Below are 15,492 nucleotides of genomic sequence, written 5' to 3'. Positions count from 1 at the left end.
GTCATGGCCAAGCAGGCCTTCGTGCGCACCAAGCCGCACCTCAACATCGGCACCATGGGTCACGTCGACCACGGCAAGACCACCCTCACCGCCGCCATCACCAAGGTCCTCGCCGAGCGCGGCGGCGGCACCTTCGTCCCGTTCGACCGGATCGACCGGGCCCCGGAGGAGGCCGCGCGCGGCATCACCATCAACATCTCCCACGTCGAGTACGAGACGGCGACCCGCCACTACGCCCACGTGGACATGCCCGGCCACGCCGACTTCGTGAAGAACATGATCACCGGCGCCGCCCAGCTGGACGGTGCGATCCTGGTCGTCTCCGCGCGGGACGGTGTGATGCCGCAGACCTCCGAGCACGTGCTGCTGGCCCGGCAGGTCGGCGTCGAGCACGTCGTCGTCGCGCTCAACAAGGCCGACGCCGGCGACCCCGAGCTGCTGGAGCTGGTCGAGCTGGAGGTCCGCGAGCTGCTGACCACCCACGGCTACGACGGCGCCGCCCTGCCCGTCGTCCGGGTGTCGGGACTGCGCGCTCTGGAAGGCGACCCGCAGTGGTCGGCGGCCCTGCTGGAGCTGCTGGACGCGGTGGACGTCCACGTCCCCACGCCCGTGCGCTACACCGACGCGCCGTTCCTGCTGCCGGTCGAGAACGTGCTCACCATCACCGGTCGCGGCACGGTCGTCACCGGCGCGGTTGAGCGCGGCCGGGTCCGGATGGGCGACCGGGTGGAGGTTCTCGGCTACGGCTCGGACCTGCAGTCCATCGTCACCGGCGTCGAGACCTTCGGACGCACGATGGAGTCCGCGGAGGCGGGCGACAACGTCGCGCTGCTGCTGCGCGGTGTGCAGCGCGGGCAGATCCGCCGCGGGCAGGTCGTGGCCGCGGTCGGCAGCGCCTCGGTGCACACCCGCTTCACCGCACGGGTGCACCTGTTGTCGACGGCGGAGGGCGGTCGGCGCACGCCGATCACCAGCGGCTACCGCCCGCAGTTCTACCTTCGCACGGGCGACGTGGTCGGCGACGTCGAGCTGGGCGAGGGAATCTCGGTGGCGCTGCCGGGTGAGACCGTCGACATGACGATCACCCTCGGCCAGCCCGTCCCGCTGGAGCCCGGCCTCGGCTTCGCCGTCCGCGAGGGCGGCCGGACCGTCGCCGCGGGCACGGTACAGACCGTCTCCGAGTAACCCCTGCGCTAGGCCGGGCGGCCGCCCACTGTGGTGACGGCGGCCGCGCCGGCCCGGCAGCCGGCGGTGGTGGCTTCGGTGAGGTCGGCGCCGGCCAGGCGGGCGGCCAGGAAGGCGCCGCTGAAGGCGTCGCCGGCGCCTGTGGTGTCGACCGGTGAGGCGGGGACGGCCGGGATCCGGGCCACCAGCGTGCCGTGGCGGGCGGCGAGTGCGCCTTGGTGGCCGAGCTTGACCACGGCCTCGCCGTAGCTGGCGCTGAGGTGTTCGGCGGCGGTGACCGGGTCGGATGTTCCGGTCAGTAGTTGGGCCTCGGCGAGGTTCGGCAGGAGCAGTTCGGCTCCGGTCACGGCTGCCAGGAAGGCGGCGGGGCCCAGGCGTTGGAGGAAAGCGGTGGAGGCCGGGTCGACACTGATCGGCAGGCCCCGGGCGCGGGCGGCCGCGAGGGCGAGGACGGCGAGGCGGCGGCCGGGTTCCGTGAAGAGGAGGTAGCCCGAGAGATGCAGGCGCGCGGCGCCCTCAAGGAGGGCCGGGTCCCAGTCCTCGGGGCCGAGCCGGGCGGCCGCACCGCTGTCGGTGACGAAGGTGCGTTCGGCGGCGGCGTCCACCAGTGAGATCACGACGGCCGTCGGCAGCTCCGGATCGAGCACCAGGTGCGGCCGGACGCCCGTGGCGAGCAGTTCGGCCCGGTGCCAGTCGGCGGAGTCCGCGCCGACCCGGGACAGCAGGCGCACCTCGGCTCCCGAACGGGCGGCCCACGCAGCCGTGTTGGCGGCCGAGCCGCCGGGCCGTACCGTCGTGCGGGCGGCGTTGTCGGTGTGCGGGGTGAGCGCCGGGCCGTGCAGGGCGACGACGTCGGTGACGACGTCGCCGATGACCAGGAGAGCGCCGCCGGCCGTCATCCCCGCGTCCCGGCCCAGTGCGCGGCGATCTCGGCGCCGAGTCGCACATTGCCGCGCACGGCCGCCAGGTTGGCCTCCAGCGAGGCGCCCGCGGTGTGCTCGGTGAGGTAGGAGAGCAGGAACGGTGTGGCCGCCTGCCCGGTGGCGCCCGCGCGCTCGGCGGCCGCGAGTGCCTCGGTGAGCACCATGTCGTGCAGCTGCGGGTCGAGCTGCTTGTCCTGGGGGACGGGGTTGGCGACGATCAACGCCGATTCCAGGACGCCGAGTTCGTCCTGCGCGCGCATCACGGCCGCCACCTGCCCGGCGCTCTGCACCGTCCAGTCCACCGGTCGGCCCGAGCTCGACAGGTAGAAGCCGGGGAACTCGGCGGTCCGGAAGCCCAGCGTGCTGACGCCCAGTGTCTCCAGGCGCTCCAGGGTGGCCGGGACGTCCAGGATCGACTTCACGCCCGCGCACACCACGGTGATCCGGGTGCGGGAGAGCAGGCCGAGGTCGGCGGACTCGTCCTGGCTGGTCACCCAGTCGCGGTGGACGCCGCCGAGCCCACCGGTGGCGAAGACCCGGATCCCCGCGCGGGCGGCCAGGAACGCCGTCCCGGACACCGTCGTCGCCCCGCTCGCGCCGGTCGCCACGGCCGGCGCGAGATCGCGGAAGCCCAGCTTGCGCAGCGAGGAGTCGTTGGCGACCCGCTCCAGCTCCGCCTTGCCGAGCCCGACGTGCGGGACGCCGTCCAGCACCGCGACGGTCGCCGGGACGGCGCCGGCCGCCCGGACGATCTCCTCCAACTCCGCTGCCACGCCGAGGTTGCGTGGCCGGGGCAGGCCGTGCGCGATGATCGTGGACTCAAGGGCGACCACCGGGCGGCGGCTCGCCAGCGCGTCGCGCACCTCCTCGGTCAGGCGCAGCAGGGGGGAGGACGACGGGGGCGGGAGGAGTTCGGTCATCTTCTATTCCTGGCGGGCGGATAAGCCTGCCAAACCTGCCGGTTCCTGAGACCATGTCAGCCTGGCGCTCAGGATGAGAGGCGGACGTGGGGATGACCGAACCGAATTCAACGGTTTCGCCATCGAGCTCACCAGGACCCACCAGCGCGCCACCGCACTCTGCGAGGCCGTCAAGGCGGCCGAGAACCCCGCGGCTCACATCGACTCCCATGCCCTTGCCCGCAGTTGCCGGGAACTGGCCGACCTGCTCGCCGCCAACCTCGCCGATGCCGAGGACCGCCGCCTGGTCACCACCGTGGAACTCGCGGCACTGATGTCCCAGGAGCCGGAGTAGTCACACCCCGGGTGGCGGCGCCGCCCTCGTGAGCAGATCGGTCACCAGCGCGAGCGGCGGCCAGTCGAGGCGGCCGTGCCGGGCCACCGCGTACGCCCGCAGTTCGACGTCGGGGACGGCCAGGGGGACGAGCCGCACTCCGGGCAGCGTCGGGAAGTCGACCGGCAGCAGCGCCACGCCCAGGCCGGACGCGATCATCTCCTGCACCAGGTCCAGGCTGTCGGCCTGGTGGGTGACGCGTGGGCGGAACCCCGCCATCGAGGCGAGCGTGCGGATGACCTGCTCGTCCGCCGTGTTGCGGGAGTTCACGATCCAGTCGTGCGCCCGGAAGCGGGCGAAGGTGTCCAGTGTCGTTCCCTCGCCGGCCTCGGCGTCGGCCGGCACGCCGAGCCCCCACCGGGCGGTCCACAGCGGGGTCGCGCTGAGCGTGGGATCCTCGGCAGCCGGAGCCAGGTTGTAGTCGTAGGTGAGCGCGAGATCCACTTCGTCGGTGGCGAGCAGCTCCAGCGACTCGGCGGGCTCGTGTTCCCGGATGAGGACGTGGACGAGCGGACTGGTCGCGGCGAGGTCGACCACGACGGGCAGCAGGTACCCGCGGATGGCGGTGGCGAAGCCGGCGACCCGCAGCGTGCCGTTGGGCTCGGATCCCGGGCCGAGGTCGCGGCGCGCCGTCTCGACCGCGGCGAGGATCGTCACCGCGTGCTCGGCGAGCCGCCGACCCGCGGGCGTCAGCCGGACCAGCCGCCCGACGGGCTCGATCAGCGCGGTGTCCATCTCGCGGGCAAGGGTGGCGACCTGCTGCGAGACCGTCGAGGTGGTGATGCCGAGCACATCCGCGACCGCGCGCATCGAGCCCAGTCGGGACAACTCCGCCAGGATCTGCAGCCGCCGTGTCTCCATCGGGCCATTGTTCAGCTTTCCCGAACGGATTGTCCATGATCGGCACGTGGACGCGAGCGGTGGGTGCGCCATCTACTGATCCCATGATCCCGTTGGCAGCCGTCACCCGTCGCTTCCCCGCCCGTCCGCAGCTGAGCGGTGCCCAGAGTGGCGCCCTGATGGCCATGGGGGCGATGTCCTCGGTCCAGCTCGGGCTGGCCCTGTCGGTACCGCTCTTCGCCCAGCTCGGCGCCGTCGGGACGGCCGGACTGCGACTGGCCTGGGCCGGCGTGCTGCTCCTGGTGATGGTCCGCCCGCGTCCGCGCGACTTCGAGCGCCGGGACCTGCTGGCCTGCGGGCTGCTGGGCCTGGTGACCGCCGGCATGGTGATGCTCTTCATGCTGTCCGCCGCACGCATACCGCTGGGCACCGCGAGCGCGCTGGAGTTCCTCGGCCCGCTGTCGATCTCCCTGCTGCGCCCGGGCGGTGGGCGCAAGCACTGGGCGGCGCTGGCCGCCGTCGGCGTCGTGCTGCTGACCGAGCCCTGGCGCGGCGGCATCGACCCGGCCGGCCTCGGTTTCGCACTGGGCGCGGCGGCCTGCTGGGCCGGGTACATCCTGCTGACCCAGCGCGTCGGTGACCAGGTCACCGGACTGAAGGGCTTGGCGATCTCGCTGCCGGTGGCGGGTGTGGTCGCCGGCCTGGTCGCCGCACCGTCCGAACTCGCCCGCGCGACCTGGCCGCTGCTGCTCGTCATGCTGGGGCTGGCCGCGCTGAGCACCGTACTGCCGTTCTCGCTCGAATTCCTCGCGCTGCGCCGCCTCAACGCCGGCGCCTTCGGCACGCTGATGAGCCTGGAGCCGGCGATCGCGCTGCTGATGGGCGTCCTGGTGCTCGGCCAGATCCCCGGCCCGGCACCGGCGGCCGGCGTCGTCCTGGTGGTGATCGCGGGCGCCGGCGCCACCCGCAGCGGCGGGCGGGAGGCAACAGCAGCAGCGGAGGCGGAGGAAGCGGAGGAGGCGGAACCCGAAGTGCGGGTGCCCGCGCTGTGCGCCTGAGGTGAGGCCACCCAATGAGACGGTGCGCCACAGACGTTGAGATGGCTTCAACAAAATGTGACACTACGGGGTGCCCGGCAGGCAGCGCCTGACATCGTCCGGGCCTGCTCGGGAAAGGAACCGATCCCATGTCGGCACGCACCATCGCAAGCACCTCCGTGGAGTCCGTCTACGCGGAGATCCTGCGGCGCAATCCCGGTGAATCCGAGTTCCACCAGGCGGCGCGCGAGGTACTGGACAGCCTCGCACCGGTGCTCGCGGTGCGCCCGGAGTACGCCCAGGCCAGGCTGATCGAGCGGATCGCCGAGCCGGAGCGGCAGGTCATGTTCCGGGTGCCGTGGATGGACGACGCGGGCGTCATCCAGGTCAACCGCGGCTTCCGGGTCGAGTTCAACAGCGTGCTCGGCCCGTACAAGGGCGGTCTGCGCTTCCACCCGTCGGTGAACCTCGGCATCGTGAAGTTCCTCGGCTTCGAGCAGATCTTCAAGAACGCCCTGACCGGCCTGAACATCGGCGGCGGCAAGGGCGGCAGCGACTTCGACCCGCGCGGCCGCAGCGACAACGAAGTGATGCGCTTCTGCCAGTCGTTCATGACCGAGCTCTACCGGCACCTGGGTGAGCACACCGACGTGCCGGCCGGTGACATCGGCGTCGGCGGCCGCGAGATCGGCTTCATGTTCGGCCAGTACCGCCGGATCACCAACCGCTGGGAAGCCGGCGTGCTGACCGGCAAGGGCCTGAACTGGGGCGGGTCGCAGGCCCGTACGGAGGCCACCGGCTACGGCAACGTGCTGTTCACCGCCGAGATGCTCAAGAAGCGCGGCGAGGATCTGGACGGCCAGACGGTCGTCGTCTCCGGTTCCGGCAACGTGGCGATCTACTCGATCGAGAAGGCCCAGGCGCTCGGCGCGAACGTGGTCACGGCGTCCGACTCGCAGGGCTACGTCGTGGACGACAAGGGCATAGACGTCGCCCTGCTCAAGCAGATCAAGGAGGTCGAGCGCGGGCGCGTCAGCGACTACGCCCAGCGCCGCGGCGGCTCTGCCCGCTACGTCGCCGGCGGCAGCGTGTGGGACGTCCCCGCCGACGTCGCCCTGCCCTCGGCCACCCAGAACGAGCTGGGCGCCGAGGCCGCGGCTGCCCTCGTGCGCAACGGCGTCAAGGCCGTCTCGGAGGGGGCGAACATGCCCACCACCCCCGAGGCCGTGCGCATCCTCCAGGAGGCCGGTGTCGCCTTCGGCCCGGGCAAGGCCGCCAACGCGGGCGGCGTCGCCACCAGCGGTCTGGAGATGGCGCAGAACGCCGGGCGCGACGCCTGGTCGTTCGCGCAGGTCGAGGAGCGGCTGGCGGGCATCATGCGCGACATCCACGACACCTGCTTCGAGACCGCCGCCCGCTACGGCACCCCCGGCGACTACGTGGCCGGCGCGAACATCGCCGGCTTCGAGCGCGTCGCGGACGCGATGCTGGCCCAGGGCCTGATCTGACGCGTCCGCCCCACCAGCGGCAGCCCCGGTGCACCGGGGCTGCCGTGGAACTACAGCTCGGTCAGCTCCCCCAGGCCCAGGCTGCGCAGCGTGTGGTCGGCCATCTGCCGGTGGCCGGCGGCGTTCGGGTGGGCCGGGTCGTCGTCCAGCCACGCGATCGGGTCGGCATCGCCGAACCGGGCCAGCCAGTACGCCTCGTGGTCCACCAGGAGGGCGCCGGTGTCGGCCGCGATCTCGCGCACGACCCGGCAGTAGGACGGGAGTTCGGCACGGGCCGGCCGGCCCGCCGCACTGACCACCAGCGGCGTGTGCAGGACGATCCGGGCACCGCCGGTGCGGGCGACGATCGCGCGCATGGAGTCCTCGAACTCGGCGAGTCCGGCCAGGCCGGCCCGGGCGTCATTGGTGCCCAGCGAGATCGAGAGCACGTCGGGCTCGAAGCGGCCGATCAGATGGTCGTACGCACCGAGCACGTCCCGGGCCCGCCAGCCGGAGACGCCGGTGTTGACCACGATGTCGGTCAGCCGGTCGAGCTGCCAGCGGATCCGCTCGTGGACGTGCTCCACCCAGCCGCGTGCGCCGTGGGTGTGCAGGACGGCCTGGGTGATACTGTCACCGGTCATCACCCAGGTCATCGGCTCGGCTGTCAGCTCGATCATGTGCTGGTCCCCCTGCTGTTCCTGTGCTGTTCCTGCTGGTTGCCGCCGGAATCGCATGATCATAACCAGCGACGGGGCGAGCTCGGGAAGAGCGCGGATTCGGCGGCGCCGCGCGGCCTGGCATGATCGATGCATGGTCGAACGAGTCATCGCAGCCTGTGACGGAGCTGCCAAGGGAAATCCGGGTCCGGCGGCCTGGGCCTATGTGATCGCGGACGGTAGCGGAGTGCCGCAGCGCTGGCAGGCCGGTGCGCTCGGGCACAACACCAACAACGTCGGCGAGCTGACGGCGCTGGAGCAGCTGCTGATCGCAACGGACGCGAGCGCGGCGCTGGAGGTGCGGCTCGACAGCACGTACACCCGCGACGCGGTGACGAAGTGGCTGGCGGCCTGGAAGCGCAACGGCTGGAAGACCGCCGCGGGCAAGCCGGTGGCCAACCGCGAGCTGATCCAGCGCATCGACGCGCTGCTGGAGGGCCGGGACGTCACCTTCGTGTACGTCCCGGCCCACCAGGTGAACGGCGACCCGCTGAACGCGATCGCCGACAAGGCCGCCAGCGACGCGGCCAGGACCCAGCAGGACGCCGGCGGCACCGCAGCCGACCTCCCGGTGCCCGACCCGGCCGCCGCCACCACCGCCCGCAGCCGCCCGGCCGCCAAGACCGCGACGGCGAGCACGACGGCGAGCGCGACGGCGAAGCGCTCCGGATCGCGGACCCTGGCGGCGCGCTTCCCGGGCACCTGCCCCTGCAGCCGCCCGTACGCCAAGGGCGACACGATCACCAAGGTCGGCAGCAGCTGGGGTCACCCCCAGTGCGCCGCCACCCAGGCCTGAGCCGGATCAGGGCCGGCGGCTCACACCGCCGGCTGCTGCTGGGTGACGCAGTGGATGCCGCCGCCTCCCGCTCCGATGGAGTCGATGTTGAGCTGTTCGACGGTCCGGCCCGGGAAGAGCTGGGCCAGCGTCGTCCTGGCGGCGGCGTCGGCGGCGCTGTCGCCGAACTGGGCGGAGATGACCGCGCCGTTGCAGAGGTAGTAGTTGGCGTAGGAGCCGACGAAGTTGGGGTTCGTCGAGCGGATGAGGTTGTAGTCGGGGCCCTGGATCTGGCTGACCGCGATCGGGTCCCCCAGTGCGTCGGTGGAGCCGGAGAGGATCTGGTTCTGCTGCCGCTCGTCGTTGGACCAGATGTCGGTGTCGGCCGGCTGGGGGATCTGGACGGCGGCCGCCCCGGCGCCAAGGAAGCGGGAGGTGGCGTCGACGTGGTCGTCGGTGATGTCCTGGCCCGAGATTCCGGGGAACCAGATCACCTCGGAAGCACCGTAGGCCGCGCACATCGCGGCCTCGATCTGGGCCTGTGACAGGTTGGGGTTGCGGTCGGAGTTGATGATGCTGCTCCGGGTGGCCATCAGGGTGCCGGCGCCGTCGGTTTCGATGGCGCCTCCCTCGCAGACGAGGCCGGCGGCGGTGAAGGGGATGCCGAGGTAGGCCGCGACCCGCTGGGCGACCAGGGCGTCGTTCTGGTGCGGGTTCTGCTTTCCGCCCCAGCCGTTGAAGTTGAGGCCGACGGCGTCGAGTCCGCCCGTTGCGTCGGTGCGGAAGATCGGGCCGGTGTCGCGCATCCAGCAGTCGTCGACCGGGATCGAGCCGATGACCGTGACGCCGGGGCCGCACAGCGACCGGGCCTTGGAGACGCTCGCCGGGTTCGCGCACATGATGACCGGCTCGTACTTGGCGATGGTCCTGGCGACGAGCGCGATGTTCGACTGGACGCCGCTGAGCTGCCTGCGCCAGATGGTGGTGTTGTCCGGCCATGCCATCCAGGTCCGGGTGTGCGGAACGCTGTCCAGCGGTACGGAGTAGCCCGTCGTGGCCGTTGCGCGAGCCGCAGCCGCAGCCGGAGCCGCCCGACGTATGGCTGCCACCGCCCGGCCGCCGGTCGCGGCGGTGACTGCGGCGCCGGCCGCGGCGAGGCCCGCGGCCGTCAGGAATCCGCGTCGTGCGAGCCCGGCGGGCGGCCGGGGTTCCAGGTACTCGTTCATTGCTGACCTCCAGTCAACTGCCCGTGGATTCACCATGGTTGAGAGGGAACATAAAACTGACCAAGCGCTCGGTCAAGACTTCTCGCGGATCGACTCGTTAGAGTGGCGGCATGGCCGTGCGCGCGAAGGACGTCACCACCGCAACTCCCGGGAACGGTCCGGCTGTCCCGCCGGGGCCGGCCCTGCGGCCGCGGACCTCGGCCAAGGGCGAGCAGACCCGCGCACGCCTGCTCGCGGCCGCCCGGACGCTGCTGGCCGGCGAGGGCGGCGAGCGCTTCACCACCCGCAACGTGGCTGCGCTGTGCGGGATTTCGCACGGCATGTGCCACTACCACTTCGCGGACCGGACCGATCTGATCGTGGCAGTCGTCGCGGACATCCGGCCCGACTGGATCGCACCGCTGGAGGCGGCGGTCGACGCTCCCGGTACGTTCGCCGAGCGCGCCGAGCGCATCCTCGCGCTGCTGACCCAGCCGGAGGGGCCGGACCTGGCCCGACTGCACTCCGCACTGCACTGGTTCGCCCTCCACGACGAGCGCGTACGGGTCGCCCTGGACGCCGAGTACCGCCGCTGGCGGGCCTGCTTCGTCAGGCTCTTCGCGGTGCTGGCCGAGGAGCGCGGAGGCGGCATCGATCCGCGGCCGCTGGGCGAGGCCGTGGCCGGAGCCGTCGACGGGCTGGCGGCGATCCAGTCCCTGGACCCCCAGCTCGACGCTGCCGCCGTCCTGCGGGGCCTGGTTCTCGCGCTGGCCGCCAGTACCCGGGCCTAGAGTGCGCGCCGGGCTGCGGCGATCTGCCGGGGGTCCCAGCCCGGTCGGGGCACGGAGTCCAGCAGCAGCCGCGTGTACGGGTGTCGGGGTGCGGCCAGGACTTCGGCGGTGGCCCCGGACTCGACGATTCGCCCGTGGCGCATGACGACGACGTCGTCGGTGACGCAGCGGACGACGCCGAGGTCGTGGGTGATGAACAGGTAGCCGATGCCGGTCTGTTCGCGGATGTCGGCCAGCAGGTTGAGGACCTGCGCCTGTACGGAGACGTCCAGGGCCGCGACGGCCTCGTCCAGGACCATGACCGCGGGTTCGACGGCCAGCGCGCGGGCGATGGCGACGCGCTGGCGCTGACCGCCGGAGAGCCGGCGGGGCAGCGCGTCGGCGGCCCAGCTCCCGAGGCCGACCTGGTCGAGGAGTTCGGCGATCCGGCGGGCGTGGTCGATGTCCGGGAAGTGCAGGCGCAGGGTCTCGCGCAGCGCCGCCTGCACGCTGGTGCGCGGGTCGAGGGAGAGGTAGGGGTCCTGGAAGACCATCTGGATCTGGCGGGCCCGCGCCAGGCGTTGGGCTCTGCCTCTGGCGCGCTCGGTGCGGTCGCGCCCGTGCAGCAGCACCTTTCCGGCGTCTGGCCGGTCCAGGCCGACGATGATCCGGGCGGTGGTGGTCTTGCCGGAACCGGACTCGCCGACGATCCCGAGGGAGCCGCCTTGGGCGAGCGCGAAGGAGACCTCGTCGACGGCCCGGACGGTTCCGAACGTCCTTTGCAGGGCGGTGACTTCGAGCACGGTGTCAGGCATCAGCAGCACCTTCCGCCAGACGGTCGCTGTGGTGGCACGCGGCCAGGTGACCGGGTGCGCCGGGTGCGGCCTGCGGCTGCGGGGCCTGCGTGGTGCAGAGCCCGGTCGCGAAGCGGCACCGCGGGGCGAACGGGCAGCCGGTCAACTCCTGGCGCAGATCCGGTGGTTGGCCGTCGATGGCGGCGAGCCGCCGACCGGGCTCGATCAGCCGCGGGCTGGCGTCGAGCAGGGCACGGGTGTAGGGGTGGCGCGGGTCGGCGAACAGGGCCTCGGCCGGGCCCGTCTCGACGATCCGCCCGGCGTACATCACGTAGACCCGGTCGCTGATGGCTGCGGCCAGACCGAGGTCGTGCGTGACGAACAGCAGCCCGGTGCCGAAGCGTTCCTTCAACTCACCGATCAGCGCGACCACTTCCGCCTGGCTGGTGACGTCGAGGGCCGTGGTGGGCTCGTCGGCCAGCAGCAGCACGGGGTCGCCCATCAGGGCGGCGGCGATCATGACGCGTTGCAGCATGCCGCCGGACATCTGCCCGGGGTAGTGGCGCAGCACTGCGCCACTGAGCCCGACGGCTTCCAGGAGTTCGCCGGCGCGGCGGGTGGCGTCCTGCTCGCTCAGGGTGCCGGTGAGGCGCACACCCTCGGTGAGGAAGTCGCCGACGCGGCGCAGCGGGTTGATGGCGGCCCGCGGATCCTGGAAGATCATCGCGACTCGGCCGGTGCGCAGGGCGTGCAGTTGCTGCGGGGTCATGGCGAGGACGTTCTCGCCGGCGACGTCGACCTCGCCCTCGGTCTCGGCACCCTTGGGGAGGAGGCGGAGCACCGTTCGCGAGGTCAGGGTCTTGCCGGAGCCGGACTCGCCGACCAGTGCGACGGTTTCGCCGGCCGCGATGTGGAGGTCGACGCCGTCCAGAACGGGCCGGGCGGTGTCGGGCAGGCGCAGGCGCAGGCTCTTGATGTCGAGGGTGCGGGTCATCGGTCCCTCCGGGCGACCTGGTCGGCCCAGCGTTCGCCGACGACGTTGAAGGCGACCACGGTCAGCACGATCACCAGGCAGGGCAGGATCGCGGAGAGCGGGTAGCCGCGTTGGATGGCGGTCTGGCCGTCGAAGACCATCCGGCCCCAGTCGGGGGTCAGCGCCGGGACGCCGAGTCCGAGGTAGGACAGGCCCGCCAGGTCGATCAGGGCGTAGCCGAAGTTGACGGTGGACTGGGCGAGGACGACGGGGGCGATGTTGGGGATGACGTGCCGCAGGCAGATCTGCACCGAGGAGTGACCCTGGACCAAGTAGGCAGCGACGTAGGGGCGTTCACGTTCGGTGAGGACGAGCGAGCGGGTCAGCCGGGAGACGTAGGGCAGGTAGGCGATCGCGAGGGCGAGGACCGGGGCGAGCAGTCCCTCGCCGTAGACCGTGACGATGAGGATCGCGAGCAGCAACCCGGGGAAGGCGAAGACGAGTTCGGTGCTGCGCGAGAGGACGGAGTCCAGCCAGCCGCCGCGCCAGGCGGCGGCGGCGCCGACCGCGACGCCGGCGACGGTGGAGAAGACGACGACGCCGAGCGGGCCGATCAGCGAGGTGCGGGCGCCGATCAGCAGTCGGGAGAGCGTGTCGCGGCCGGCCGTGTCGGCGCCGAGCAGGTGGCCGGCGGACGGCCCGGCGAGCACGTTGCCGAGGTCGACGGCGTTCGGGTCGCTCGGGGCGATCCACGGCGCGAGCAGCGCCGCGAGGACGACCAGCAGGACGAAGCCGAGGCAGGCCAGGTAGAGCGGCTGCCGGGCGGCCCGCAGGCGGGCGAGGCCGGGTCGGCGGGTGAGGGCGAGGGTCATGCGGTGGACCTCCGGGCGCCGAGGGTGACCGTGGGATCGACCAGCGGGAAGAGCAGGTCGACGATCAGGTTCACGGTCATGAACAGCCCGACGATGAGCAGCGAGATGGCCTGCACGGTGGGGAAGTCCTTGGTGGTGGTGGCGAGTTCGAGGAGCTGTCCGATGCCGCCGATGCTGAAGGCGGACTCCACCAGGACGGTGCAGATGATCAGGGTGGAGACGATCAGACCCCCGGTGGTGAGCACGGTGCCCAGCGCGTTGCGCAAGACGTGGCGCCAGATCACCTGCCGCTCCGGAACGCCGCGGCTGCGGGCCACCGCCACGTGTTCGCCGCCCAGTTGCTCCAGCATGGCGGCGCGGGTGACCCGGGCGAGCATGCCGATCAGGTAGAGGGCCAGGGCGATCGCGGGCAGGGTGAGGTGCCAGACCATGTCGCCGAAGCCCTGGCCGGTGCCGCTGGTGGGGAACCAGCCGAGGCGGACGGCGAACAGCCCCTGGAGCAGGATGGCGGCCACGAAGGACGGGGTGCCGACCGCGACGGTGGTGGTGACCAGGATCGTGGAGTCGACGGCCCCGCCGCGCACCGCACCGATCCAGCCGAGCGCCAGGCCGGCCGCGACGACCAGGACGAGCGCCATCGCGACCAGCAGCAGGGTGCTGGGCAGCCGGTCGGCGAGCAGCTTCGAGACGTCGGTGCGGTACTCGATCGAGCGCCCGAAGTCGCCGTGCAGCAGCTGGCCCAGCCAGCGGAAGTACCGTACGAAGAAGGGGTCGTCGAGGTGGTACTGCTGGTTGATCGCCGCCAGCGCGGCCGGTGAGGCCGACCGCCCGGAGAGCAGGAAACTCGCCGGATCACCCGGTGCCAGGTACATCGCACCGAAGATCACGAAGGAGGCGCCGAGCAGGGTGGCGGCCATCTCCAGCAGCCGCCGGGCGGCGAATCTCGCGAAGCTCACCTGGCCGCCCCCACGTCGGCCGCCCACGGGTAGTACAGGTAGGAGATCGTGGTCGGGGCGCCGGTGATCCGCTTGTTCATGTACAGCGAGGTCGGCCACTGCGCGACCGGGATCCACAGCACCTGGTCGGCGGCCTGCCTGTTCAACTTGGCCTCGATGCCCAGCCGCTGGGCCGGGTCGTAACTGCCGACGGCCTGCTTGACCAGGTCGTCGTAGCCCTTGTCGCTGTAGCCGGCGTAGTTCTGGTAGGAGCCGGTCTGGAAGTTGGTGAGCAGGTCCATCGGGTCGCTGATGGACAGGTAGTACGTCTCGGGGAACATGTCGATCCCGGCGCGCGCCTTGGGGTCGGTGAACAGCGCGGTGAAGGCGTCCGGGGCGATCGTCTTCAGCTGGATGTTCAGCCCGATCCTGGTACCCGCCGACTGCACGGCCGTGGCCAGCAGCGAGACGTCCTGGCCGATCGAGCTGGTGGCCATGGTGAGGGTCTTGCCCGTCGCACCGGCGTCCTTGACCAGTTGGGCAGCCTGGGCGAGGTCCTGCGCGGTCGGCTGGAGACCGTCGAGGGCCGCACTGCGCGTCGCCGGGTCCGCTGCGGCCCACGCCGCCGCGGTGGTGAGCGAGGTGGTCACCGTGCCGCTGCCGCCGAGGCCGGTGTTGACGAAACCGGCGCGGTCGATCGCCAGCGAGAGCGCCTTGCGGACCCGGACGTCGCCGAGCGGGCCCTGCATGTTGGTGACGTTGACGTTGACGGTGCTCAGGCCCTCGCCGAAGTAGAGGGTCCCGGCACTGCTGCTCCTCAGGCGGGCGTAGCTCTCGGTGGGGATCAGGTAGCCGCCGTCGGCCTCGCCGGTGAGCAGGGCGTTGGTGCGGGCGGAGGGGTCGGTGAGGAACTTGAAGACGACCTTCCCGGACTTGGCCCTGGCGCCCCAGTAGTCGTCGAAGCGGTCCAGCTCGATCGACTGGCCCTTGGTCCAGGTGCCGAGCCGGTACGGGCCGGTGCAGTCGAGGCTGCCGCTGGTGCCGTAGTCCTTGCCCGCCGCCTGCACACCGCGCGCACTGGCGACCACGCCGGCGGCGGTGGCCATGTACTGCGGGAACTGGGAGTCGGGGGTCTTGAGTTTGACGGTGACCTGGAGCGGTCCGGTGCGGGCGATGGTGTCGACGTTCTGGAACTCGTTCGCCCAGGCGCCGCCGTTGTCCGGGTTCATCTGCCGGTTCAGGCTGAACACCACGTCGTCCGCGGTCATCACACTGCCGTCGTGGAACTTCACGCCGGGGCGCAGGTCGAAGACCCAGGTGGTGGGGTCGGGGTTGGTCGCCTTCGTAGCCAGGCCCGGCTGCTCCTTGAGCTGGGGCGTCCAGCGCATCAGGCTCTCGCAGACGTTGGAGAGGATGGTGTTCTGCGGGTAGTCGAAGGCCTGGATGTAGTCCAGGGTCGGCGGCTCGGCGTAGAGGGCCCAGCTGAACGAGTCGATATCGCCCTTGGCGGCCGGGGTGTCCGCCGACAGGGGGTAGGCGTTCTGGCCGCCGGGGCCGCTGGTCTGCGGCGGGCCGGAGCAGGCAGCGACCAGCACGAGGGCGCTCAGGGTCGTAGCTGCCAGGGTCGTCCGGCGTCTTCCGGGGCGCGGCGGTGTGGGGGGCATCGCGCTTCCTTTCGTTCGGG

General features: G+C 71.9%; 16 protein-coding genes. 6 read left to right on the top strand and 10 right to left on the bottom strand.

Annotated elements, in window-relative coordinates; translation table 11 throughout:
- The first annotated feature begins 3 nt into the window (after positions 1–3).
- Positions 4–1,185, top strand: coding sequence for an elongation factor Tu (tuf, locus tag P3T37_RS04405; protein ID WP_280722066.1), 1,182 nt, complete (start codon positions 4–6; stop codon positions 1,183–1,185).
- 8 nt (positions 1,186–1,193) lie between these two features.
- Here the strand turns inward: tuf and P3T37_RS04400 are convergent, their stop codons facing one another.
- Together P3T37_RS04400 and P3T37_RS04395 are read right to left on the bottom strand one after the other, a co-directional pair.
- Complete coding sequence (locus tag P3T37_RS04400; RefSeq protein WP_280722065.1) at positions 1,194–2,084, bottom strand: PfkB family carbohydrate kinase; 891 nt, start codon at positions 2,082–2,084, stop codon at positions 1,194–1,196.
- Positions 2,081–3,028 carry a pseudouridine-5'-phosphate glycosidase gene (locus P3T37_RS04395; protein ID WP_280722064.1) on the bottom strand — a complete coding sequence of 316 codons (948 nt, stop codon included), beginning with the start codon at positions 3,026–3,028 and terminating at the stop codon, positions 2,081–2,083. Before P3T37_RS04395 ends, P3T37_RS04400 begins: the two co-directional genes overlap by 4 nt.
- Before the next feature lie 73 nt (positions 3,029–3,101).
- On the opposite strand from P3T37_RS04395, the gene P3T37_RS04390 reads away from it, so the two are divergent.
- On the top strand, positions 3,102–3,362 hold the full coding sequence (locus P3T37_RS04390) for a hypothetical protein (RefSeq protein ID WP_280722063.1): 261 nt from the start codon (positions 3,102–3,104) through the stop codon (positions 3,360–3,362).
- Here P3T37_RS04390 and P3T37_RS04385 read toward each other — a convergent pair whose 3' ends face one another.
- Positions 3,363–4,262, bottom strand: coding sequence for a LysR family transcriptional regulator (locus P3T37_RS04385; protein WP_280722062.1), 900 nt, complete (start codon positions 4,260–4,262; stop codon positions 3,363–3,365). It abuts the gene before it with no gap.
- An 83-nt stretch (positions 4,263–4,345) separates the two neighbouring features.
- Between P3T37_RS04385 and P3T37_RS04380 the strand changes: the two genes are divergently transcribed.
- A complete protein-coding gene (locus P3T37_RS04380; protein ID WP_280722061.1) occupies positions 4,346–5,299 on the top strand; it encodes an EamA family transporter in 954 nt (317 codons plus the stop codon).
- Positions 5,300–5,427: 128 nt separating this feature from the next.
- On the top strand, positions 5,428–6,786 hold the full coding sequence (gdhA, locus tag P3T37_RS04375; protein WP_280722060.1) for an NADP-specific glutamate dehydrogenase: 1,359 nt from the start codon (positions 5,428–5,430) through the stop codon (positions 6,784–6,786).
- Between the two features lie 50 nt (positions 6,787–6,836).
- On the opposite strand, the gene P3T37_RS04370 is transcribed toward gdhA, so the two are convergent.
- Positions 6,837–7,445 carry a GDSL-type esterase/lipase family protein gene (locus tag P3T37_RS04370; RefSeq protein WP_280722059.1) on the bottom strand — a complete coding sequence of 203 codons (609 nt, stop codon included), beginning with the start codon at positions 7,443–7,445 and terminating at the stop codon, positions 6,837–6,839.
- A 133-nt stretch (positions 7,446–7,578) separates the two neighbouring features.
- Here P3T37_RS04370 and P3T37_RS04365 point away from each other — a divergent pair, with 133 nt between their 5' ends.
- Positions 7,579–8,280, top strand: a complete 702-nt coding sequence (locus tag P3T37_RS04365; RefSeq protein ID WP_280722058.1) for a ribonuclease H — start codon at positions 7,579–7,581, stop codon at positions 8,278–8,280.
- Positions 8,281–8,300: 20 nt separating this feature from the next.
- Here the strand turns inward: P3T37_RS04365 and P3T37_RS04360 are convergent, their stop codons facing one another.
- Positions 8,301–9,485: an agmatine deiminase family protein gene (locus tag P3T37_RS04360; RefSeq protein WP_280722057.1), complete on the bottom strand. Its 1,185-nt coding sequence runs from the start codon at positions 9,483–9,485 to the stop codon at positions 8,301–8,303.
- 110 nt (positions 9,486–9,595) lie between these two features.
- Here P3T37_RS04360 and P3T37_RS04355 point away from each other — a divergent pair, with 110 nt between their 5' ends.
- Positions 9,596–10,255, top strand: a complete 660-nt coding sequence (locus P3T37_RS04355) for a TetR/AcrR family transcriptional regulator (protein WP_280722056.1) — start codon at positions 9,596–9,598, stop codon at positions 10,253–10,255.
- On the opposite strand, the gene P3T37_RS04350 is transcribed toward P3T37_RS04355, so the two are convergent.
- The 5 genes from P3T37_RS04350 to P3T37_RS04330 are packed head-to-tail and all read right to left on the bottom strand — an operon-like array spanning position 10,252 to position 15,472.
- Positions 10,252–11,049, bottom strand: coding sequence for an ABC transporter ATP-binding protein (locus P3T37_RS04350; protein WP_280722055.1), 798 nt, complete (start codon positions 11,047–11,049; stop codon positions 10,252–10,254). The two genes, P3T37_RS04355 and P3T37_RS04350, sit on opposite strands and share 4 nt — an antisense overlap.
- Positions 11,042–12,022 carry an ABC transporter ATP-binding protein gene (locus P3T37_RS04345; protein WP_280722054.1) on the bottom strand — a complete coding sequence of 327 codons (981 nt, stop codon included), beginning with the start codon at positions 12,020–12,022 and terminating at the stop codon, positions 11,042–11,044. The genes P3T37_RS04350 and P3T37_RS04345 overlap by 8 nt, the downstream gene beginning before the upstream one ends.
- Entirely contained in the window at positions 12,019–12,873 is an 855-nt protein-coding gene (locus P3T37_RS04340) for an ABC transporter permease (protein WP_280722053.1), read from the bottom strand. Before P3T37_RS04340 ends, P3T37_RS04345 begins: the two co-directional genes overlap by 4 nt.
- The gene (locus tag P3T37_RS04335) at positions 12,870–13,829 is read right to left on the bottom strand and encodes an ABC transporter permease (RefSeq protein WP_280722052.1); all 960 of its coding nucleotides are present in this window, start codon (positions 13,827–13,829) and stop codon (positions 12,870–12,872) included. Before P3T37_RS04335 ends, P3T37_RS04340 begins: the two co-directional genes overlap by 4 nt.
- On the bottom strand, positions 13,826–15,472 hold the full coding sequence (locus tag P3T37_RS04330; protein WP_280722051.1) for an ABC transporter substrate-binding protein: 1,647 nt from the start codon (positions 15,470–15,472) through the stop codon (positions 13,826–13,828). The genes P3T37_RS04335 and P3T37_RS04330 overlap by 4 nt, the downstream gene beginning before the upstream one ends.
- Positions 15,473–15,492 lie beyond the last annotated feature (20 nt).

Origin of the sequence: Kitasatospora sp. MAA4, assembly GCF_029893355.1 — a bacterium.
In the GTDB taxonomy this organism is placed as follows: Bacteria; Actinomycetota; Actinomycetes; order Streptomycetales; family Streptomycetaceae; genus Kitasatospora.
Note: the sequence above shows the minus strand (reverse complement) of the source record. Positions and strands in the feature narration are given on the sequence as shown.

What these genes read in the sequence shown, in the direction of transcription:
- tuf (WP_280722066.1), top strand. Translation starts at nt 4, where the DNA reads ATGGCCAAGCAGGCCTTCGTGCGCACCAAGCCGCACCTCAACATCGGC.
- P3T37_RS04400 (WP_280722065.1), bottom strand. Translation starts at nt 2,084, where the DNA reads ATGACGGCCGGCGGCGCTCTCCTGGTCATCGGCGACGTCGTCACCGAC.
- P3T37_RS04395 (WP_280722064.1), bottom strand. Translation starts at nt 3,028, where the DNA reads ATGACCGAACTCCTCCCGCCCCCGTCGTCCTCCCCCCTGCTGCGCCTG.
- P3T37_RS04390 (WP_280722063.1), top strand. Translation starts at nt 3,102, where the DNA reads ATGAGAGGCGGACGTGGGGATGACCGAACCGAATTCAACGGTTTCGCC.
- P3T37_RS04385 (WP_280722062.1), bottom strand. Translation starts at nt 4,262, where the DNA reads ATGGAGACACGGCGGCTGCAGATCCTGGCGGAGTTGTCCCGACTGGGC.
- P3T37_RS04380 (WP_280722061.1), top strand. Translation starts at nt 4,346, where the DNA reads ATGATCCCGTTGGCAGCCGTCACCCGTCGCTTCCCCGCCCGTCCGCAG.
- gdhA (WP_280722060.1), top strand. Translation starts at nt 5,428, where the DNA reads ATGTCGGCACGCACCATCGCAAGCACCTCCGTGGAGTCCGTCTACGCG.
- P3T37_RS04370 (WP_280722059.1), bottom strand. Translation starts at nt 7,445, where the DNA reads ATGATCGAGCTGACAGCCGAGCCGATGACCTGGGTGATGACCGGTGAC.
- P3T37_RS04365 (WP_280722058.1), top strand. Translation starts at nt 7,579, where the DNA reads ATGGTCGAACGAGTCATCGCAGCCTGTGACGGAGCTGCCAAGGGAAAT.
- P3T37_RS04360 (WP_280722057.1), bottom strand. Translation starts at nt 9,485, where the DNA reads ATGAACGAGTACCTGGAACCCCGGCCGCCCGCCGGGCTCGCACGACGC.
- P3T37_RS04355 (WP_280722056.1), top strand. Translation starts at nt 9,596, where the DNA reads ATGGCCGTGCGCGCGAAGGACGTCACCACCGCAACTCCCGGGAACGGT.
- P3T37_RS04350 (WP_280722055.1), bottom strand. Translation starts at nt 11,049, where the DNA reads ATGCCTGACACCGTGCTCGAAGTCACCGCCCTGCAAAGGACGTTCGGA.
- P3T37_RS04345 (WP_280722054.1), bottom strand. Translation starts at nt 12,022, where the DNA reads ATGACCCGCACCCTCGACATCAAGAGCCTGCGCCTGCGCCTGCCCGAC.
- P3T37_RS04340 (WP_280722053.1), bottom strand. Translation starts at nt 12,873, where the DNA reads ATGACCCTCGCCCTCACCCGCCGACCCGGCCTCGCCCGCCTGCGGGCC.
- P3T37_RS04330 (WP_280722051.1), bottom strand. Translation starts at nt 15,472, where the DNA reads ATGCCCCCCACACCGCCGCGCCCCGGAAGACGCCGGACGACCCTGGCA.